This window comes from Treponema sp. OMZ 305 (assembly GCF_024181325.1).
In the GTDB taxonomy this organism is placed as follows: domain Bacteria; phylum Spirochaetota; class Spirochaetia; order Treponematales; family Treponemataceae; genus Treponema.
Window position 1 is genome coordinate 927,936 of the sequence record NZ_CP051300.1, and the last position, 18,836, is coordinate 946,771.

Genomic DNA, 18,836 nt, shown 5'->3' on the forward strand with positions numbered 1-18,836 from the left:
GGGGATGAGCGCTGATGAAGCCTATCCTATTATTGAAAAAGTAGTTTCAGCTATACCGATGAGGGAGAACCGTGTCTACTATACAAACACTGATGATATACAACTCATACTCGACGTAGCGGCAGAGACAGGCATAAACTTATTTGAACTGATCGATTGTATGTACCGTTATCTTGCGGCGAATAATAAGCGGCTTGAAATATCGGGAGAAACTCTCCGTAACGCACGAGCATCGTTTAGTTATGGTGGATATCCTGTCGAGCAGCTTTTACCGATAGATACTATCGTGAGTGTTCAGGTCGGGGCTTGTTTTACTAAAAATCAAAATCCGCTTGAAATGGAGCTTGAGGCTCCTTACAGCGTCTACATTGAGATTGCAACGGCTGCGTATGATACTCGATGCGGTTTTACTAAGATGCAGCCGCTCAATTTTCTGGAATCTTACGGTATGTATATAAAAAAATGGAACATTACAAAGCAGATACGAAAAATCCATCTGTATGAATCCGGCTTCGGCGCCGTATACGCTCAAGGCTTCTTTAAACCGAAAAAATGGGCATTCGCACCTATCAGTCGAATTTTGCCTCAGTCCGCCGAACCTTGAGGTTTCAGCTCATTATTTCGTTCCTCAAGCCCCAGTTTTATTTCTTCTTCGCGTGCAATATCCCGTTCAGCGGTTTCGATGAGCTTTTCGTACTGTGCAATGCCGTCTTTGTATCCGGCGATCGCTTTTTGTAATGTTTCTATTTTATGTACCTCACCGGCAAGGGCGAGTTCGTTTTCGATATATTCGATGTCGATTGCATTTTTTCCAAGCTTTACACGATACTCCGCAATAGCATCTAAATACGGTTTAAACAGTTCCGGTACGCCGGTAAGGGATTCGGCGGTGCTCGTGCCTATCTCGGTATAAAAGATATCGCTATATTGTGAGCCTTGCCGTCTTTCGGCTTCCTCAATTTTTTCATCCGTATTTTTTATGATGTCCGTCAGAATATTGATCCGTTTCTGAGGGGTATCGGTGACACCGCATTCCGTGAATGTTTCTTCAAGTTTTTTCTGCTCGGCATTTAGTGTTTCCTTTCTGTCTTCCATCTCATCTTGTTTTGAAACGATTGCTTGTAAGGCAAGATATGCTGTTTCAAGCTGTTCCGGAAAGGATGCGCCGCGTACTTCTTTTATAACATCATCCGTGAGAGACTCCTCTCCTGCCGCAATAATTTGTTCATTCATTTTCTTTTGCAGGCTGGTCAATTTATTTTTTAAAGACAGCAACTGTGGACTCAATGTCAGCTTTTTAAAAAAATGTGCCTCGGTTTTTTGCTGTTCGAGCGCTTGTTTTTCTTGCTGTACCTTCTCGATAGACTCTTTAAGTGGCTCAATCGATTGGGTAATGTGTACAATTTGCGGGACCGAATTATTTTGATAGGCTTGAAAGAACAGTAAAATAAAATCATTCCGTGCTTTCTGATATGCACGCTGCTGTTCATGTAATAGTTTATCAACTTCTTTAGAAAAAACTTTTAATTCATTTTGCCGCGATTGTGCCGTCTTAATGCTCAAAATAGTATCCGAATCCTTTCGGCGGGATTCTCTTAGCATTTTCCACGCTTCAAAATCTTGTTCGTCGATGTGTGGCGTCGTTTCTTTACGCTGTAAAACATATTCGAATTGGGCTTCGCCGCATTCTCTGTACAATGAATTAAGCATTGTTTGTAAATTTTCTCGCTCTTTTTTTCTGTCCGCTAAATTTTTCTTCAGATTATCCATACAAAACCGCCTTTGTTCATCCCGTGAATATAAGATAAGAGAACACTATTAATATATACGTTTATCGTAAAAAATACTATATCCTGCGTTACAAACAAAATAAGATGTTTACAAGCCCGCCGCACGAATAAACTGTTGAAGTATGCACGAGGAAAATACTGGGGATGTCGAAAAAGTAACCAACTTTTGAGACCGCCCATGTTTCTCTAGTACATTTTTTTTAATTCCGATACATTCTTATGAGGGGCTAAAACACAGTCTGATGCGATTACCCTGATATATAGATATAAAGGATAGAAAGATGAGGATAGGTATATTTGCAGCGGAACAGCAGGAGCTGGAAAACATTCGGCAAAGTCTACAAGGACGAAAAATCGAAAGAGCCGGACTCGTGTTTTATGAAGCGGCGCACGGTATCCATACGGTTATCAGCGTATGCGGCGGCATCGGTAAAGTGAATGCAGCGATTTGTACACAGTTGCTGATTTCGGAATTTCATGCGGAAATAATTATCAACACCGGTACTGCCGGAGGTTTAAACGATGCGCTGCATGTATTCGACTTGGTCGTTTCGACCGATGCGGTACAGCATGATGTGGATGTTTCGGTATTCGGCTATGCGAAAGGGCAAGTCGCCGGTACATCGTCTCCGTTTTGGAAAGCAGACGACGCCCTACGCACGGTTTTAATGAAAACCTTTACGCAGCTGAAAAATAACCATGCAGCAGAATTTGCACATACCGACAAGATGATTGCAGGACGCATCGCTTCGGGTGACCGCTTTATTGTTAATCCTGCGGTAAAGCAGGAGATTATCTCGACGTTTAAGGCTGATTGTGTTGAAATGGAGGGCGCTGCGGTTGCTCAAACCTGCGTAATGAATGCCATTCCCTTTGTGATATTGCGTTGTATTTCCGACAATGCGGGAGAACCTGCCGCAATCTCATATCAGCAGTTTTCAAAAGAGGCATCCCGTATTTCTGCCATGCTGGTATTACATACGCTCTCCCTACTATAACTTTTGCAAATATGCGGGGCATCTACGGCGTTATATGGCGTTGCTTTGACAGGCTTTAAGCTTTTGCTTGACAAAGCATAGGATTATCAGTATATCATTACAGAGTATTTAGTAATCTATGCGGCATAGAGCCGTTCTCTAAAAGTCATCTGCAAAAGTAATCGTATAAAAAGTCTATCATTAGCAACATTAAAATGCTGAGCTATTTCTGCCGATATGAGAAGCGGGATAGCAGAAAGTTGTGCCGATCATGCCGCTACCGCTGAAACGGGAAAGCAAGACGATGAAAAATTACTGCTGCGGCGTATATGCAGCAGTAATAGAAGTGCGCTTTTAACAGCACGGGTTCATGTGTTAAGGGTGCTTACTAAATAAAGCGGAGAAAAAGCTTATGAAAAAGAAGAATCGTATAGTATCTTTTGCACTGATTGTGCTTGCTGCCATTGCAGGTTTTACCTGTAAGAACAGTATCGGTTTAGGCGGTCAGATAGATATTCTTCCGCCAAATGGAGAGATTACCGCTCCTGATGGGGTAGGTGCGATACGTGGTTCATTTGTTTTAAGGGGAAAGGCGAGCGATGACGATGGAGTCGAATCGGTTTCGGTTGTGTTTGAAAATATCAAAACGAAAGAAACGAGCCAAACGTATGAGGCCAATGACTTTAGTAAGGGCAGCGTATCGGTGTTGTGGAGTACCCATATAGACAATGAAGTGAAAGGAAATAGATGCGCTCTTCCCGACGGTGAATATGAAGTAACGGTTACGGTTACCGACACAGGCGGAAAGACAAGCACATTTACCAAGAATTATAAAATAGACAATAGAGCACCCGAAGTAGAAATACTGAGTCCTGATTTATCGAAAAGTCAAAGTGGTGATTTTACGATGCGCGGTTCGATTATCGATATACCGAGCGGCGTCAAAAGCATAAAATATATCGTGGGTAAACAAGATAGCAGTGATATAACGGTAAAGCCCGCAGAAACCTCGCTCGAGTGGAAAGAGCTTGAGATATCGGGAGATACATGGGCTATCCCTTTTACCGATGGGGATAATATCACGCAGAAAACAAAAGCTGAAAGGATCGGTAAACAAGTTGACGGGCTCGCAGCGGGAGTAGAACTATATGATATACCGCTGTTCTTTTTAGTTGAAGATAAAGCAGGCAATGCCGGTATTATCAGTCAAATAATCAGAGTAGACCCGAACGGAGATATTCCGGAAGTAAAGGTATTGTCGCCTGAAGCGGATAAAGTATTAGGCGGAAGGATCCGTATATGGGGAACCGTGAAGGTACCTAATCCGGCAGCGGGAGTGGTCAATGCTGTACTGATTCAAATTACCGATAACACCAAACCTGAAAACCCCAATGAACCGGATTTTAGCCGGAGCGCTCTGTTTGGCGAAAGCGAGTGGTGCCCTGCCGATGGGAAACCATTAAGCTATACGGCGGGAAGTTCGTATTGGTCGGTAGAAATAAACGGAAGTAAGGAATTTGAAGCAGCAAGCGAACGGCAGCGGATTATTTGGTTTAGATTGTGCGGCAAAAATGAGAAGGGGAGAGTCGGACAATGGACAGAGCCGATTAAAGTTACCGTTGATAAGGAGGCTCCGGCTATTACCGATATGAAGGTTGCAAGCGAAAGTAAGATCGGTACGGCTATTCCTTCCGGGCAGATTGACCCCGAAAACCAAGACTATGTTTCAAATATGTGGATCAAGGGAGATGGACTGTATTTATGTGCAGAGTTATCGCATGATGCCGGTATAGAAAGGATAGATATAAGCGGGAGCTATCTCGGTACGTCTGTTTCTTTAACGGGAGACAGTGAGATAACCGGCTATCAGCTGCATAATCAGCAGTGTTTTGAAGCAGACGGTCATAACTACAAGATGCGGATACCGTTAAAGACGACGGGGAACCCTGCAAATAATAACGGATTTACGATTAATGTTACGATAAAGGCTAAAAAACAAAAAGAAGGAGATATAGAGGGGTTAACGGCTTCAACTTCATTCTCCTTTAAGTATGATAACAGCGTTCCAACCGCGGTGTTTGGTACAAAAATGTATTCATCGGGTATTGTACAGGTGAGCGGAGCTTCGTTTACCGACACTGGGTTAATAGGGAGAAGCAATATCAATGCTTCGATGAAGGTTTTTACCTCAGGGGAAGATATTGCAATTACCGCATTTGATCAGAGTACGGGGAAGGTTACGCTTGCGTCTGCTCCGGCGAATCCTACAAAGGGATATCTTATTTACAGCCCCATTGAATATTTGAGGCCTGACAGTAGCGGTAAAGTGTGGGTATCCGGCGCTGCGTATGATGTAGGCGCTGGGGTTGAAAAGGTCAAAGTAAGCTATAATGGAGTTCCGGCAAGCGAAGTTACGTTAGAGTTTCCGAGCGGCGTGCGAACGGATGTCGGTAACGGCGATGTCAACTTTGTCACATGGAAAGGTGAACTCGATGTCAGCAGTTTTGTAGATGGTACGGGGAAAATCGTCATTACGCCGATTGACCGTGCAAATAATGCCGCTGCTCCGATTGAAGTACCCATAAAACTTAAAAAGGAGCCTTTGAAGATAAGTGCTGTAGCATTGGGAACGGATATGAACCGGAACGGCGCTATCGCGGATGTCGGCTCTACGGTGGTTGAAACCAAAACGTTGGGGCTGACATATAACGCAGCAAATCCTGACGGTATCGACAGTGAAAAATACGATTGGCACGGTAAAGCTGACGGCGGTACATTTAGGTTTAAAAACAATACGTCGCACATTAACATTGGAACTGTCGGCGGAAGCGGAGATAAAAAGTATACGCTGAAATGCGTAACAAACGGTACTGACATTCGGAATCTAACTGCATTACCTTCAGATGGCGTTATTACGCTGGATGCGGCTGATTTTACTAAAATAGGTCAAAGTGATGACCTTGCCACAAGCGACCCCAAAAAGCGTAAGCTTCTGCTTACCGTATGGGATTCTGCACAGGGGTTAACCTGCGGTACCGATACGTGGATGGCAGAACTGGCACTGGATGTTATTGTCGATACTACAGACAGAATTGCGCCCACAAACGAGATAGACCCGTTTAAGTGGGATTCCGAAACTAACAACAGCTTGTATAACAACAGCAGAGCTAACGGCCACATTGAAATAGGGAGCAAGTTACCAAGTGCGTTTACCGCCGGGGGAACGGGCATTATGGACAAGGATGATAAAGTTTCCGGCAAAATAAGCATCACGGGTACTGCGTATGACGATCAGGTTATCACTCAAATTTGGGCAAAAATCGAAGACTTTACGTTTACCGGTATAGCCGATGCCGGAAGCGGAACCGATACAAAGCTTGCAACGTATAGCGCTTCAACCGGTAATTTTACGGTAGAGTCCGGTGATTTTGATACACACGGCTGGAAGTTCACTGTTATATTGAATGAGTTCAGTGTTGAAAAGGGGCATACCGTCAAATGGAAGCTTGATTGGGACAGTTCAAAGATAACAGGCGTCGTCGGAACCGATAAAATCATTACCGTAACGGTAAAAGATACGGCTCAAGCAAATACCAAGTCTGAGAGCAAGAAGGTGGATGTTGTGCCCTATATTACGAGTGTCAGCAGAAACAGTACGTACAATACAAACAGAGCGCGAAGCGGTGCCGTACCCTTACTCCGCGGGGAAGAAGGTAATACGCTTACCGGCTTTAACTTTGCTGCTGGAAGCAGTACCTCTTTAAAGATAACCGCAAATAAAGACGGAACCGGTTCTTCTCCAGTTGCAATGGAGAATCTTGCTTTGAACGGTTCGTCTTTTACCTTTAAAGTGCCGGATACGGCGAAAGACGGATACCTGCATCTTGTGGTAAACGGGGTTGCTGCGGTGAATAATACAAATGCGTATACCGAAAGCAATACGGAAGAAGCCGATATATATGGAGCTAAGGAATATTCCGACGATAGATTGGTGCATATCTGGCGTGTAAATGCGCAGGATACGTTTAAGGGCAGCAAAAATGCCATCTATCCTGCAATGACTAAAAATAGTGACGGTACACTCTATGCGTCGTTTAGCAATTATTCAACTGAGGCAGTGTATTATTCAAATACATTTACGGGAAATGACGCTGTTGCCGTAGCCGCAGATGGAGACGGTACAAAAAGTTTGTTTACAGGATACGATCCGCCGGAAGAAACCGATATAACTGTAAACGAAACGGAAGTAAATGTACTCTATGCTGCAAATTATCAAGGTGGAGGTGCTAAGAACTGGGGCAATGGAGACCTCTCGGGTGAAAAAAAATACCCGTGGAATGATACCACTCCTGAGTATGCAGGCGGTATATACCTCTATGATAAGGATGCATTCGTTGGAACTAGGCATACTAATGTGTATCGATTTGAACTATATACCTACGATAATGAATTGCAGCAGTTTAAAAACATACGGACAGTGCGTTCCGGCGATAATATCTATGTTGTCTATTATGACAGATTAACCTCAGCTGTAAAATTCGCTTGGGTAGATGACAGTAAAAAACCGAATACAATAGCTCATGCACTCCCATGGTGTGTCATAGACGGCAATACCGACATAACAGATAGAGAATGTAAAGTTCCGGATCACTTGGTCAATACAGCTGTACCACCTGATCCGCCCAATAATATATTTACATTTGTGAGTCCCAACGGCTCAAATTATAAGACTCCGTATATACTAAACGATCCAAACAACTTTGAAGATGGACTCTCCGTTTCAAATGCGGTGTGGGAATCTATCGCCGTTGCGGTAACTAAGGACGGATATCCTGTTGTAGCGTACATAGATGCCGCTACGAGAAGCTTACGCCTTGCAAGGAGTAAATCAAAACAGCCTACGTCATCAGGAGATTGGACGATTCAAAAGGTTCTCGATTCTTCGGACAAGAATGGTAAGAATGCAAGCGACTACATCAATGCATGTGTCGACAGTGACGGGCATTTACATATCGCGTTCCAAAATACCAGAGGGCAACTGGTGTATGTAAAATCCACGAATACGTCCAATGACGGTCAAACAAAGTATGCGTTTGACGCTTCGGAAGTATTGGATGATTCCGGTATGTTTATAGATATGACCATGGACGGTACAACGCCCTATATCACGTACATGTCCCGCCCCAACTCCTACGATGCTATCCGCATTGCCTATAAAACCGCTATGGACTTTAGCAATACGGGAACGGATGTAGCTGGCTGGGAAACAATGACCGCGCCTCTTGATCAACGGGCGGCAAACAACCGTATCTGTATTGAAACGCAGGCAAAGCATTACAATACTACGGAAAAGATGCCTGTTGCGGTAGGGTTTAAAACCGATTCGGATTACCGCGCGGCATTCTATGTAGGAAAGTAGGCGCTTTTGTAAGGTAAAATCTTTAATCCCCCGTCGGGGTATCCGGCGGGGGAGCTTTTTTAATCGTGTAGGTATGCAGCAGTGCGGAATATATAATCGTCGACAATGGTTAAATCATCAAAGCAAATCAGAATTTCTCTTGGTTACTTTAACCCCAGCTGAGCAAGCGAATCGATATTGCCGGTGGCGAGCGCCGCTTTATTTTCACGCTGAATTTCGTCGTAAATTTCTTCGCGGAATACTTTGACGGAGCGGGGGGCTTCAACGCCGATTTTTACCTGATCGCCCCGTACTTCAATTACGGTAATTTCAATTGAATCGCCGACGCGGATTTTTTGGTTTGTCTTTCGGGAAAGGATTAGCATGGTTCACCTCCGCGTTTCATTTCAGCGACAATATCATGCTTGGTTTTCCATTTTTCTCCGCCGATGACCAGCTGCATTGCCTTTTTATTCTTTTTATTGATGATGAGCGGGCCTTGCAGATTTGCCGTAATTGCCGACCCATCCGACGGAACGGTAACCAATGCAAATACCAGTACATCGGAAGGCGATTCAATGCCGAGCGGCTCAAGCAAACTGTCATCGATATCCAGTTCATAGTCGGGTCGGAAGATAAAGGGATCGATGGCGATAAAGGCAAGCTCTGCATCGTCAAGCGACTGAATCCATATAAACGGTTTTTGCTTTGCATCGAGCAATGCAAAGCGGTGATATTTTTTAAATCCGTAAAAACCTTCGGACAGGGTGATGATTTGATCTTCTTCAATCGTAACCGTACCCAGCGCCTTCGTTTTTATTTCCATACTAAAACTCCCTTTCCTTACGTCATCGTTAAACCTGTTCGAACACGCAGTTATCGAACAGGTCTGTTATCTTAAATAATTAAGTAGTGTATTTTTATACAAATTGCCAACCGTGCTTAACGATGCTTGATGAGTATACTGATACATTTTAAGATCGGAAATAGCTTGTGTCAAATCCAAATCGGCTTCGCGGGATTCCGCTCCCGTTACGTTGGGTATCTGTGTATTCAAGCGTGCGAGCGCCGCTTCCGCGCGTTCATAGCGGGAACCGTTTTCCGCAAGCCGCGCGGCGAGGTTGTCGATAGCGCCGTCCACACTGCCGAGCACTTTACCGCCGAGCGATTCATGGTCTCCTGCATACATCGCATTGCGCATCGCGATGACCGCATCAAAAAGCGAACCTCCCGATACGCGCACCGAATCGGCAAGGTTGTACGGCGGCCGCTGCTGCGGCTTAACAAGCCCCAGCGATGACAGCACGGTTCCCTCTCCGGTATCACGCAACCAAAGCTGCCGTGCATCGGTTGTTTCGATATTCATACCGTTGGTAACAGGGTCGAGCGAAGCCTTAACCGCTGCGCCTGAACTGTTGATCTTGGACATAATCGCATAAACGTTATCGCCCGCGATGAGCGGGATAGTTACTCCGTCAACCTCGATGGCGCTGTCTTGCTGTACAACAAAGTTCCGTGCGTCGGTTGCGGAAAAGAGTGTTTGTCGTTCCGCCCAAAAGATACGGTTCCCCGCTTGATTCGCATCCATAAACGAAAGCTCATCGCTTTCCACCTGTTTGGTGTCGATGGAACCGTTGTACCGTACATTGGTAATAACGGCGGAACCGGCGCCGTCGATGTCGCCCATCACAATCTCAAAAGGTTCGGTAAAACTTTTCGTGCCGGCAAAGAGACGAGTGCCGTCTGCGCTAAAGCTGTTCGCCGTTTGGACAAGCTCGTATAACAGCTCATCTACTTCGGGCGCCATCTTTTTAAGATCGGAAGCTGTATAAGTGCCGGTCGCTCCCGCGACGGAAAGTTCCCGGAGCCGCTGCATAATATTGAGCGCACTCTGCATCGGCGCCTCGGCAACTTTATATTGGTCGTTGAGCGTCTTAGCATTTTTTTCAAAGCGATCCAGCCGCGCGAGAAACGATTTATAGCGTACCGAATGTCCGGCCGCGATAGGGTCGTCGCGGAGCTGCTGAATGCGCCGTTGAGTGCTGAGCTGACTGTTTACCTTGTGCAGCCTGCTTTCCTGTCTCCGCACCGAATAGCTGCTGTCCGAATGCTGCATATTTGAACTAATCCGTTGCATACCTACTCCTTTCGGTAAATGTATCAAGGGCTTTGTGATATAGCCCGCAGAATAAAAGCGGCCGTCCAACCAGAGTTGAATCGCTTCACGATTCAAATGGTTTTCCTGCCGCTTTTATTCTGCGGCTTCGATTAGTTTACCCCTGATACATTTACCGTTGCCTAGACTCCAAGGCGGTTAATCACGGTGTCGAGCATCTCGTTGACGGTAGCGACAAAACGAGCTGTCGCATTGTAGCCGTGCTGAAATTTAATAATATCCGCCAATTCTTCGTCGATGTTAACGCCGGAAATCGAGTCACGCATATCGCGGAGTTCCTTACCGATAGCGGTTTGCGTATTCAACGCAAGCTCGGCCTGTTCACCCTTTAAGCCCATATCGGTAACAGCCTCGGCGAAGAATTCGTCGAAGGTGCGGGTGTTGCCGACCATAACCGGCGTATTCCGTATCTTTGCGATAGCGACGGCGGCGCGGTTGTCTCCGGGGTAGGGGACACCTTCAGGACTGGGGTAACCGGCGGCGATATTTTGTAAATCGCTTACGACAACCGGATTGATTTCCATCCAGCCGGAGGGGTGCGCAATGGGGGAAACCGCATACTGGGCGCCTTCCTGCGACAGTACATTCACCGCATCGGGCTGCTGCCAGTCATAAGCGTTTTCCGCACCGCTTCCGGTCAGTACACCGGCGTATCCCGCTAAAAAGCGCCCCGAATCTTCGACGTGTCTGATAACAAAGTCGGGATTTTCGGTATCCTGCGCCGCCGTTCCCTTGAGCACGAGTTTGTTATTTTGATCAAGATACGCGACGACTTCTGCGCCGGAACGGTTGATGCGGTCTACAAGGTCGGCGACCATATCGGTGGAAGCGTAGGGTACTTGAACCGTTCCCGTTCCTGCGGAAAGGGTGATCGTCCCTTCCAATCCGATTTGTTCGCGCGGATCAAGACTATATGCGCCGGTCAAACGGAAGATATATGAAGAATCGTATTCACCGTCGCCGTTCCGGTCAAAATTACCGACCGTATTGTTAATAAAATATTGTTCTTTGAAAAAATCGATACCGGTTTTTCCGTTTAAGCCCATTGCATTGCGGTGAATGTCGTTAACAAGGTCGACAAAGTTCATCGCCATCGTATCGAGTTTATTGATTTCGTCGCGGACATCTCCGTCGCGCAGTTCGATAAGGGCAGCCAGTCTACCGCCGCCGAAGTGTGCAAGATTACCGGAATCTTCCCATACGACGTTGGCATATCCTTCGTTTCCGGCACCGCTTTTAAGACCGAAGGTACGGAACGTCCGCCCCTGTACCAATTCCATACCGTCCGAATAAATGATGTAGGATTCGTCGGCATCGCGCTTTTCTACGGAGATGGAGATAAGGTCGGCAAGTTTTTCGGTTAATACGTCGCGCTTATCCATCAGGTCATTAGGATTGTCGCCCATCGCTTTGACTTTTACGATTTCTTCATTGAGCGCCGCAATTTGCCGAGTAAAGGAGTTTACCTGTTTAACCCGCGCTTCAATGTCTCCGTTGATCATATCGCGGATGCCCTGCAAGCCCCGATATTGGTGGTGCACGGCATCGGTCAGCGTTTTTGCGCGGGTAGCAACCGCACTGCGCGCCGCCGCTGATTCGGGATAGACCGACAACTCCTGCCACGAATCCCAAAATTGATCGAGCCGCGTTCGCACCGAAGTATCCTCCGGTTCGTTATACAGCTGTTCAAGCATATAGATGTAGGAATCGCGTGTTTCCCAGTACCCCTGCTGATCGGTTTGTGCGACAATCCGCTGATCCAACAGCTCGTCGCGCAGGCGGGTAATGGAGCTGACAGCAACACCCTGTCCGATTTGTCCGGGAGTTTCCGCCCGTGAAAGATCGGGACGGTACAGCGGCTCGTAAGAATCGAGCTGAACACGCTGGCGGGTGTATCCTTCCGTGGATGAGTTCGATATGTTATGACCGGCAGTTTGAATAGACTGCTGGTGTGCAAATAAACTGCGTTTTCCTAATTCAATCGAAGCAAATGTAGACATTTTTATCACCTTCCTCCTTGAATACTATCCGTTAAAATACCGTATCGATAACCAAACTGCTGTAATTCGATTGGCTCGGCGCACCGGTGCGGGTATAAAATGACGTTCTTGTACCGATTTCTGCAGCATCCATCATATCCTGTACCAGCGTCTGTACGTGCGTCACATAAGCGTCAAGCGTATCGTTTGCCGTTTTTGAAAGCTGCACTTGCTGCTGCAGACTGCGGTATAAATAGCGGAGCTTTTTTTGATTTTCCGTAGGCAGCAATGCAATGTAGCCGTAAAAATCACGTACCTCTTCGTTATACGGATCAAGCTGATTGAGAAGCAAAAAACACTGCTTATCGAGCCGTAAAAACTCATTGGAAGCCTCCGTACTTTTCAGTACGCAGCGTTCAATGCCTTCCCATGAACGGTTCCGCACGGAGTCGGAAAGCTCTTTTTGATATGCATATACTTCTTTCATCACGGTAATTTGCTGATGCAAGATTTGTTCGATTTTCTCTGCAGCCGATATTTTGTCCATCTGATACCCCTTCTGCTACAGTGTCGGAATTTACAGGAAAACCTTGAGGAAAATCGGGAAACGCATCAGACTTCTTGGTGCATTTCCCGCAGAATACAGAGACTGCGATATTGCTTCTATTCATCTGATGCGTTTGTTCTGTTTCTAAAATAAAAAAAGCTCAAACAACCACACTGTTTGAGCTTTGAAAAACTCCCCCGCGCGGGTTCGAACCACGGACCCAGTGGTTAACAGCCACTTGCTCTGCCTACTGAGCTACAGGGGAAAGTGATAAATAACTATGGACAACTTTATACCGAAAATAGAAAAAAATGTCAAGCATTTCGGATAAAACCTGTTCAGAAACGGAAGTTTCCGAACAGGTTTAATATATGGGCTGTTCAACCTTTCCTTTTAAAAATATGTGGGCAGCTACTTCGTTATTTCACAAAAATTAATCCTCAACGTGCAGAAGCACGCCTGCGGGTAATTTTTGTTCAGGCCTCGTATCTGCCTCACCTATTTTTAAAAGGCTAACGGAAAGACTATTTCTAAAAAAATATTGATTCTGCAAAACCGCCACGAATGGTGATGGCTCTAAGCCGTAACAAGTTTGCGGATATATTGCAAAAGCGTCTAATGCGATTGTCCTGCGTATCAGAGGTTTTCTTTAGCCCAAAGGCGGATAATCGGTTCGAGGCTTTCGATGCGGAAGCCCTGTGTGAACACATCGGCTTGTTCTTTGCTGCCCTGCCATTGCTGATAGGGATTGTCGTAATTGGTTTCTAGAAATCGATAAATGATATTTTCAGCATTGTTTTGTTCGCTGCCGAAGAACGATAATTTTTGTACTGCCGAATGCTGAAGAATTGTGCGAATTGCCGAACGGACTTCTTTAAAGAAGAGATCACGGTAGATGCCGTAGCTTTTGCCTGTTACTTTTTTCACCGTTTCGGCGATAGACACCGGTAGACCTTTAGGCTCATTAATGGGATATATTTGAACGGAACTCGATGCTTTTTCACCGACTGCTTGTTCCTGAGCGATTTTTCCGGATTCTAGTATTGAAGCTGCTGCAACCGGTTTCCTACTCTTTCTTGATTCGGATGCTGCTACTGTGTTTTTTTGCACTGCTTTTTTTGCAGACGGCATCGCAGCTCCGGACACAGAAACGGAATTAACCTGAACATTTTTTTTCGTCTCTTTTTTCTTACCTGTGGAAGCAGTTTCCTTTTCCGCTTTGTTCGTTTTTTGAACCGCTGTTTTTTCAGTCTGTTTTTTTGACCGTTTTGCCGCTTTTGCTTTTTTTACAGCCGGTACGGACAATCCTTTAGCTTGCGAAGGCGGAGACGAAGGTTCCAGATTAAGCTTTAACTGCTTCCAAGCTCGTTGTAAGTATAAATCACCGGAGATGCTGTAATAGTATCCCTGTGCTACATTCGCGAGCACCGCATGGAGCAGTTCCTCATCTTTCCAATTACGCACTCTGCCTACTTTTACCGCATGAAAAATCGCATAATGATTAGTGCCGTATTTCCTGCTGTACAAAAGCAGTATATTTTCAAAGGCGCCGTCGGCATAACGATTCCAATACTTCATAGTATAGGCGAGTACTTTATCTTCGATACGGATTATGGATGAAGGTATGGTGATTGCGGCAATTTGTTCTTTTGTAAAAACAATTTTTGAAAAATCGACGACGGAAGCTTTCGCCTTTTGAAGCGCTCTTCGTGTTTTCTCTTGAGCGTTTTTCCGATCCTGCTCTTCACGATATTCCCGCACAGAAGAAATCGTATCGGTAATATACATGCGGATGATATCGGCAGCTTGCCGCATATCGGCAGCATGGTATTTAAGCTTTTCGGCATACCGTGTATATCTTTCGGTAAAACTAATAGCAGCAAATCGATTCGGCGAAATAGCATTAATGACTTTTTCGCATACTTTAATAATCGTATAGACCTCTGCACGTTTTAACGGAGCAATAGTGTTTGCAAAGAAAATAATAACTTTTTTGACTTGAACAACAGTCCGATCCGCAAGCTGAACAAGTGAATCGGTAAGCAAAATATGGAATCGATAATCGTGCTTTCGGTAATAGGTCATCAACTGTACCCGCATTTTATTATCGGGATATCGATGTATCAATTTTGTATTATAGAGCCGCAATGCTTCCGCTTGTCTATTCAAAGAACGAAATTCAAAATAGCGTTCAATGTCAGGGTCTTCGGTAAGACTGAGCTGAGGGAATTCTTGCTTTAATATATAAATATCCAGTTCGGTAAGTTGTCGCATAATGTATAACGGAAGCGATTATAATAAAAAAAAAGGTTGCTTCCTAGTAGGAGGCAACCTTTTCCGTCACTCTCTAATGCTTAGCGCAACAGCGACATTACGCTTTGTGTCTGCTGGTTAGCTTGTGCAAGCATTGCCGTACCGGACTGCGTCAGGATCTGGTTTCTGGTGAATTCTACCATCTCCTTAGCCATGTCGACATCACGTATGCGTGATTCCGAGGCTTGGAGATTTTCCGCTGCAACGTTGATACCGACAACACTCATCTCAAGTCTGTTCTGGTATGCACCAAGATCAGCCCGCTGTTTGTTGATCTTCTTGATGGCTTCATCAAGGGTACCGATTGCACGGTTTGCTGTTTCAGGCGTATCGATTGTAAGAATCGATTCGTCACCAATGTCGCGAACACCGAGCGCTTTTGCGGTCATTGTACCGACATACGCACGTACGCGCTGATCCATGTTAGCACCGATATGGAACCACATAGAGGCGGTAACGGTGTTTTCCCCTGTTTCACGAGCGAAACGACCGGTAAGCATATTCATACCGTTGAACTGTGCGTGACTTGCGATCCGGTCAACTTCAGCAACAAGCTGAGATACTTCAACCTGGATGTACAAGCGGTCTTCGGCGCTGTAAATACCGTTCGAAGACTGAACACTTAATTCACGGATGCGCTGCATAACATCAGTTGTTTCCTGCAAGAAGGCTTCGGCAACTTGAATAAAGGAAATGCCGTCTTGAGCGTTGGCACTTGCTCTATTTAAGCCACGGATTTGGCTTCGCATTTTTTCGGAAACTGCTAAGCCGGAAGCATCATCCCCTGCACGATTGATGCGTAAACCGGATGAAAGTTTTTCTATGTTTTTTTGAGTGTACACGTTGGTCTGGCCAAGAGTTCTCTGTGCAAACATAGCGCTCATGTTGTGATTAATGATCATATTGCTACTCCTTCGGCGATTTTTGACGAGTTTTACCTTGCGGCGTCCGTCACGGCATCCCTGCCGATATGTCAATAATTATTTTCCAGATCCTCTGCTATCCGACACAGAAGAACGTAACACAATGAAGGGCGCACAACCTTTTCACTGTGCTTATTACATATATCGGAGTTATCGCAAAACACTTAAGAAGAAAAAAGAAAAAATATGAGGGTTGTCGGGATATTATTTGTAAATCGGCATATCGGAAGCCTCTATCGATAAATAGTAAAAACTGATAGATTTATGAGCGTAATGACACCGCATACATTAGAAGTTTTAGAGTTTTTCCGCATCACGGAGATTATCGCAGGATATTGCAAGTCGGAAGAGGCGCGAGAACGCTGCCTACAAAAACGCCCCTTGCAGGATGCGGGGGAGATTGCCGCAGCAAAGGAGCTGGGGCGGGATATTCTCTCGTTTTTACAAGCTGATGAACCGCTCCCGATTAAAAATCTCCCGCCGCTCAATTCCGTATTAAAACAGCTCCATACCGCAGGCGTCTGCCTTACTATAGAGGAACTCTACGCGGCGGGGCTTTTGGCGCTGCAAGTCGATGAATTGAAGACTTGGGCTATAAAGCAAAAACGGACGGACAGCGCCGCATGTACACTCATCGAATCGATACCGCCGCTTCCGCAAACCGAGCAGGCGGTGTTTTCGTTTATAGATAAAAACGGAGCGCTGCGGGACATCCCCTCGCTGACGGCCATCCGAAAAAAGATGCAGCGTATCGAAGCTGATATTGAAAAAACAATGCGGAGTTACTGCACCGACGAGTCTACCAAGGGAATGCTGCAAACGCCTGCGCCCGTACTTCGGAACGGCAGACAGGTTATCGCCGTGCGTTCCAACTTTAAGGGGCGGATTAAGGGCATTATCCACGAATACTCCCAGTCGGGGCAAAGTTTTTACCTTGAACCTGAAAGCATCGTACTGCGCAATAACGAATTGATGCGGGCGCAGGCTGAGTATGAGCAGGAGCTGCACCGCCTGTTGGTGAGCCTCAGTACAAAGGTCGCGGCGGAAGCGGAGGCGCTTGAGCGGGCATACTCGCTTGTGTTAGATATCGATTGCGCTACGGCCGCCGCTCGCTGGGCATATACGGAAAACGGTATCTTTGTACCCGACACGGGGAGCGCTCAATACTTTTATTTACAGGCGGCGCGGCACCCGCTTCTCGGTACGGCGGCGGTTCCCATCGACCTTAAACTGGCACCGGAAGAACGGATACTGATTATCACCGGCCCGAACACCGGCGGCAAAACCGTCAGTTTAAAGACCGCCGCTCTCTTTGTTCTATTAAACCAAACAGGCTGGCCGGTACTTGCCGGAGAAGAAACGCGGCTGCCGGTGTTCCGCTACGTCGGCTGCGCTATCGGAGATGAGCAATCGCTCGACCGCTCGCTTTCCACCTTTTCCGCCTATATGCGCACTGTTGGGGAGCTCTTGGAAGCGGCGGATGAGGAAAGCCTTATCCTCCTCGATGAACTTGGCAGCGGTACCGATCCTCAAGAGGGCGGCGCACTTGCTATGGCGATTTTGGATGAGCTATTTGTCCGCCGCTCGTGCGTCTTTGTAACAAGCCATCACGGTGTGCTAAAAAACTATGCGTACCGGAAAAGCGGCTGCGTGAATGCCTCCGTATCCTTTGACGAAGCGACGCTGCGCCCTTCATACCGGATACTGATGGGTATACCCGGTGAAAGCCGCGCCGTCGATATTGCGGAAAAAAACGGATTAAGTCCTGACGTTATCCGCGCCGCACGAGCTTATATGGCGGACAGTTCCGCCGATGCCGCCGCCCTCATCAAAGGGCTGATGGAAAAGCATGAGCAGCTTGCGGTCTTTGAACGGGAAAAAGACGAGACGGAAAAAGCCTTGAGAGAAAAGCAGCGGCGCTTCGATTTAAACGCGCTCAAGCTCCGCCAAAAGGAGCAAGTTCTCCGCTCGCAGGGATATAAACGCTTGAACGATTTATTCGAGCAAAAGCGCAACGAAATAGAAAACCTCGTGCGGGAAATTCAAGAAGGGGAGCTGACGCACGAAAAAACAAGTAAGCTCAAGCAGTTCTTTGCCGATTTCGGACAAATGCTTGCAGAAGAGCAAACGGATATCCGCAATGAACAGGAGGAACTTTCCGCTCTACAGCAGGCGCTTCGGAATCGGGAGCAGGAACAAGGAGACGGCAAACCCGCAAACGGTATGTCTGCAACCGGCGCTCCGGTAAGCGAAATACTGACCGAAGGCATGGAAGTGTTTATTCCTCACCTGCACCGACGCGGCGTCATTATCCGAAAGGAAAAAAAGAACTGGCTGGTGGCAGTCGATACCGTTAAGATGACATTCCCCGCCGATAAACTTGAACCGCTCAACTTGTCCGGCATCGCACCATTACGCACACCGCAGGTTGTGGTAGAGGCGGAGCTGCATAAGGAAAGTCGTCCTGAGCTTGAACTGCGCCTACTGGGAATGAGACTTGACGAAGCTGAAAAACACTTACAAAATCAGCTCGATCTTGCTTTGATGCATAATATGCGGGAATTTTCGATTGTACACGGAAAAGGAAAGGGCGTACTGCAGACGATGGTACACGAAAAACTTGCTGCCGCTCCGTACATCGCAGAATTTTTCTTTGCTCGTCCCGAACACGGCGGTACCGGCAAAACTATCGTGCGCCTACGGTAACGGTAGGACAGGATGTATAGTCATTGA

At 46.4% G+C, this 18,836-nt stretch carries 12 protein-coding genes and 1 tRNA gene; 4 read left to right on the top strand and 9 right to left on the bottom strand.

The annotated features are described in order from the left end of the window. Positions 1–4: 4 nt before the first annotated feature. Entirely contained in the window at positions 5–604 is a 600-nt protein-coding gene (locus tag ABK01_RS04125) for a hypothetical protein (protein WP_230974593.1), read from the top strand. Here the strand turns inward: ABK01_RS04125 and ABK01_RS04130 are convergent. Beyond that, positions 586–1,770, bottom strand: coding sequence for a coiled-coil domain-containing protein (locus tag ABK01_RS04130; protein ID WP_212566186.1), 1,185 nt, complete (start codon positions 1,768–1,770; stop codon positions 586–588). The genes ABK01_RS04125 and ABK01_RS04130 overlap by 19 nt on opposite strands. A 301-nt stretch (positions 1,771–2,071) precedes the next feature. Here ABK01_RS04130 and ABK01_RS04135 point away from each other — a divergent pair, with 301 nt between their 5' ends. Next, positions 2,072–2,788 carry a 5'-methylthioadenosine/adenosylhomocysteine nucleosidase gene (locus tag ABK01_RS04135; RefSeq protein WP_253676337.1) on the top strand — a complete coding sequence of 239 codons (717 nt, stop codon included), beginning with the start codon at positions 2,072–2,074 and terminating at the stop codon, positions 2,786–2,788. Positions 2,789–3,179: 391 nt separating this feature from the next. Next, positions 3,180–8,186: a BNR repeat-containing protein gene (locus ABK01_RS04140; RefSeq protein WP_253676338.1), complete on the top strand. Its 5,007-nt coding sequence runs from the start codon at positions 3,180–3,182 to the stop codon at positions 8,184–8,186. A gap of 143 nt (positions 8,187–8,329) precedes the next feature. Here ABK01_RS04140 and csrA read toward each other — a convergent pair whose 3' ends face one another. From csrA to ABK01_RS04180, 8 genes are all read right to left on the bottom strand, one after another. Then, complete coding sequence (gene csrA / locus ABK01_RS04145) at positions 8,330–8,551, bottom strand: carbon storage regulator CsrA (protein ID WP_006188992.1); 222 nt, start codon at positions 8,549–8,551, stop codon at positions 8,330–8,332. Then, a complete protein-coding gene (fliW, locus tag ABK01_RS04150; RefSeq protein ID WP_253676339.1) occupies positions 8,545–8,991 on the bottom strand; it encodes a flagellar assembly protein FliW in 447 nt (148 codons plus the stop codon). The genes csrA and fliW overlap by 7 nt, the downstream gene beginning before the upstream one ends. Before the next feature lie 66 nt (positions 8,992–9,057). Then, entirely contained in the window at positions 9,058–10,302 is a 1,245-nt protein-coding gene (locus ABK01_RS04155; protein WP_253676340.1) for a flagellar hook-associated protein 3, read from the bottom strand. Positions 10,303–10,463: 161 nt separating this feature from the next. Then, positions 10,464–12,341, bottom strand: coding sequence for a flagellar hook-associated protein FlgK (gene flgK / locus ABK01_RS04160; RefSeq protein ID WP_253676341.1), 1,878 nt, complete (start codon positions 12,339–12,341; stop codon positions 10,464–10,466). Positions 12,342–12,372: 31 nt separating this feature from the next. Next, positions 12,373–12,867: a hypothetical protein gene (locus ABK01_RS04165; protein ID WP_253676342.1), complete on the bottom strand. Its 495-nt coding sequence runs from the start codon at positions 12,865–12,867 to the stop codon at positions 12,373–12,375. Positions 12,868–13,059: 192 nt separating this feature from the next. Next, a tRNA-Asn gene (locus ABK01_RS04170) sits at positions 13,060–13,132 on the bottom strand. Between the two features lie 371 nt (positions 13,133–13,503). After that, positions 13,504–15,141 carry a hypothetical protein gene (locus tag ABK01_RS04175; protein WP_253676343.1) on the bottom strand — a complete coding sequence of 546 codons (1,638 nt, stop codon included), beginning with the start codon at positions 15,139–15,141 and terminating at the stop codon, positions 13,504–13,506. Positions 15,142–15,221: 80 nt separating this feature from the next. Next, on the bottom strand, positions 15,222–16,082 hold the full coding sequence (locus ABK01_RS04180) for a flagellin N-terminal helical domain-containing protein (RefSeq protein WP_253676344.1): 861 nt from the start codon (positions 16,080–16,082) through the stop codon (positions 15,222–15,224). Between the two features lie 285 nt (positions 16,083–16,367). On the opposite strand from ABK01_RS04180, the gene ABK01_RS04185 reads away from it, so the two are divergent. Beyond that, positions 16,368–18,809: an endonuclease MutS2 gene (locus ABK01_RS04185; RefSeq protein ID WP_253676345.1), complete on the top strand. Its 2,442-nt coding sequence runs from the start codon at positions 16,368–16,370 to the stop codon at positions 18,807–18,809. Positions 18,810–18,836: the final 27 nt, after the last annotated feature.

What these genes read in the sequence shown, in the direction of transcription:
- ABK01_RS04125 (WP_230974593.1), top strand. Translation starts at nt 5, where the DNA reads ATGAGCGCTGATGAAGCCTATCCTATTATTGAAAAAGTAGTTTCAGCT.
- ABK01_RS04130 (WP_212566186.1), bottom strand. Translation starts at nt 1,770, where the DNA reads ATGGATAATCTGAAGAAAAATTTAGCGGACAGAAAAAAAGAGCGAGAA.
- ABK01_RS04135 (WP_253676337.1), top strand. Translation starts at nt 2,072, where the DNA reads ATGAGGATAGGTATATTTGCAGCGGAACAGCAGGAGCTGGAAAACATT.
- ABK01_RS04140 (WP_253676338.1), top strand. Translation starts at nt 3,180, where the DNA reads ATGAAAAAGAAGAATCGTATAGTATCTTTTGCACTGATTGTGCTTGCT.
- csrA (WP_006188992.1), bottom strand. Translation starts at nt 8,551, where the DNA reads ATGCTAATCCTTTCCCGAAAGACAAACCAAAAAATCCGCGTCGGCGAT.
- fliW (WP_253676339.1), bottom strand. Translation starts at nt 8,991, where the DNA reads ATGGAAATAAAAACGAAGGCGCTGGGTACGGTTACGATTGAAGAAGAT.
- ABK01_RS04155 (WP_253676340.1), bottom strand. Translation starts at nt 10,302, where the DNA reads ATGCAACGGATTAGTTCAAATATGCAGCATTCGGACAGCAGCTATTCG.
- flgK (WP_253676341.1), bottom strand. Translation starts at nt 12,341, where the DNA reads ATGTCTACATTTGCTTCGATTGAATTAGGAAAACGCAGTTTATTTGCA.
- ABK01_RS04165 (WP_253676342.1), bottom strand. Translation starts at nt 12,867, where the DNA reads ATGGACAAAATATCGGCTGCAGAGAAAATCGAACAAATCTTGCATCAG.
- ABK01_RS04175 (WP_253676343.1), bottom strand. Translation starts at nt 15,141, where the DNA reads ATGCGACAACTTACCGAACTGGATATTTATATATTAAAGCAAGAATTC.
- ABK01_RS04180 (WP_253676344.1), bottom strand. Translation starts at nt 16,082, where the DNA reads ATGATCATTAATCACAACATGAGCGCTATGTTTGCACAGAGAACTCTT.
- ABK01_RS04185 (WP_253676345.1), top strand. Translation starts at nt 16,368, where the DNA reads ATGAGCGTAATGACACCGCATACATTAGAAGTTTTAGAGTTTTTCCGC.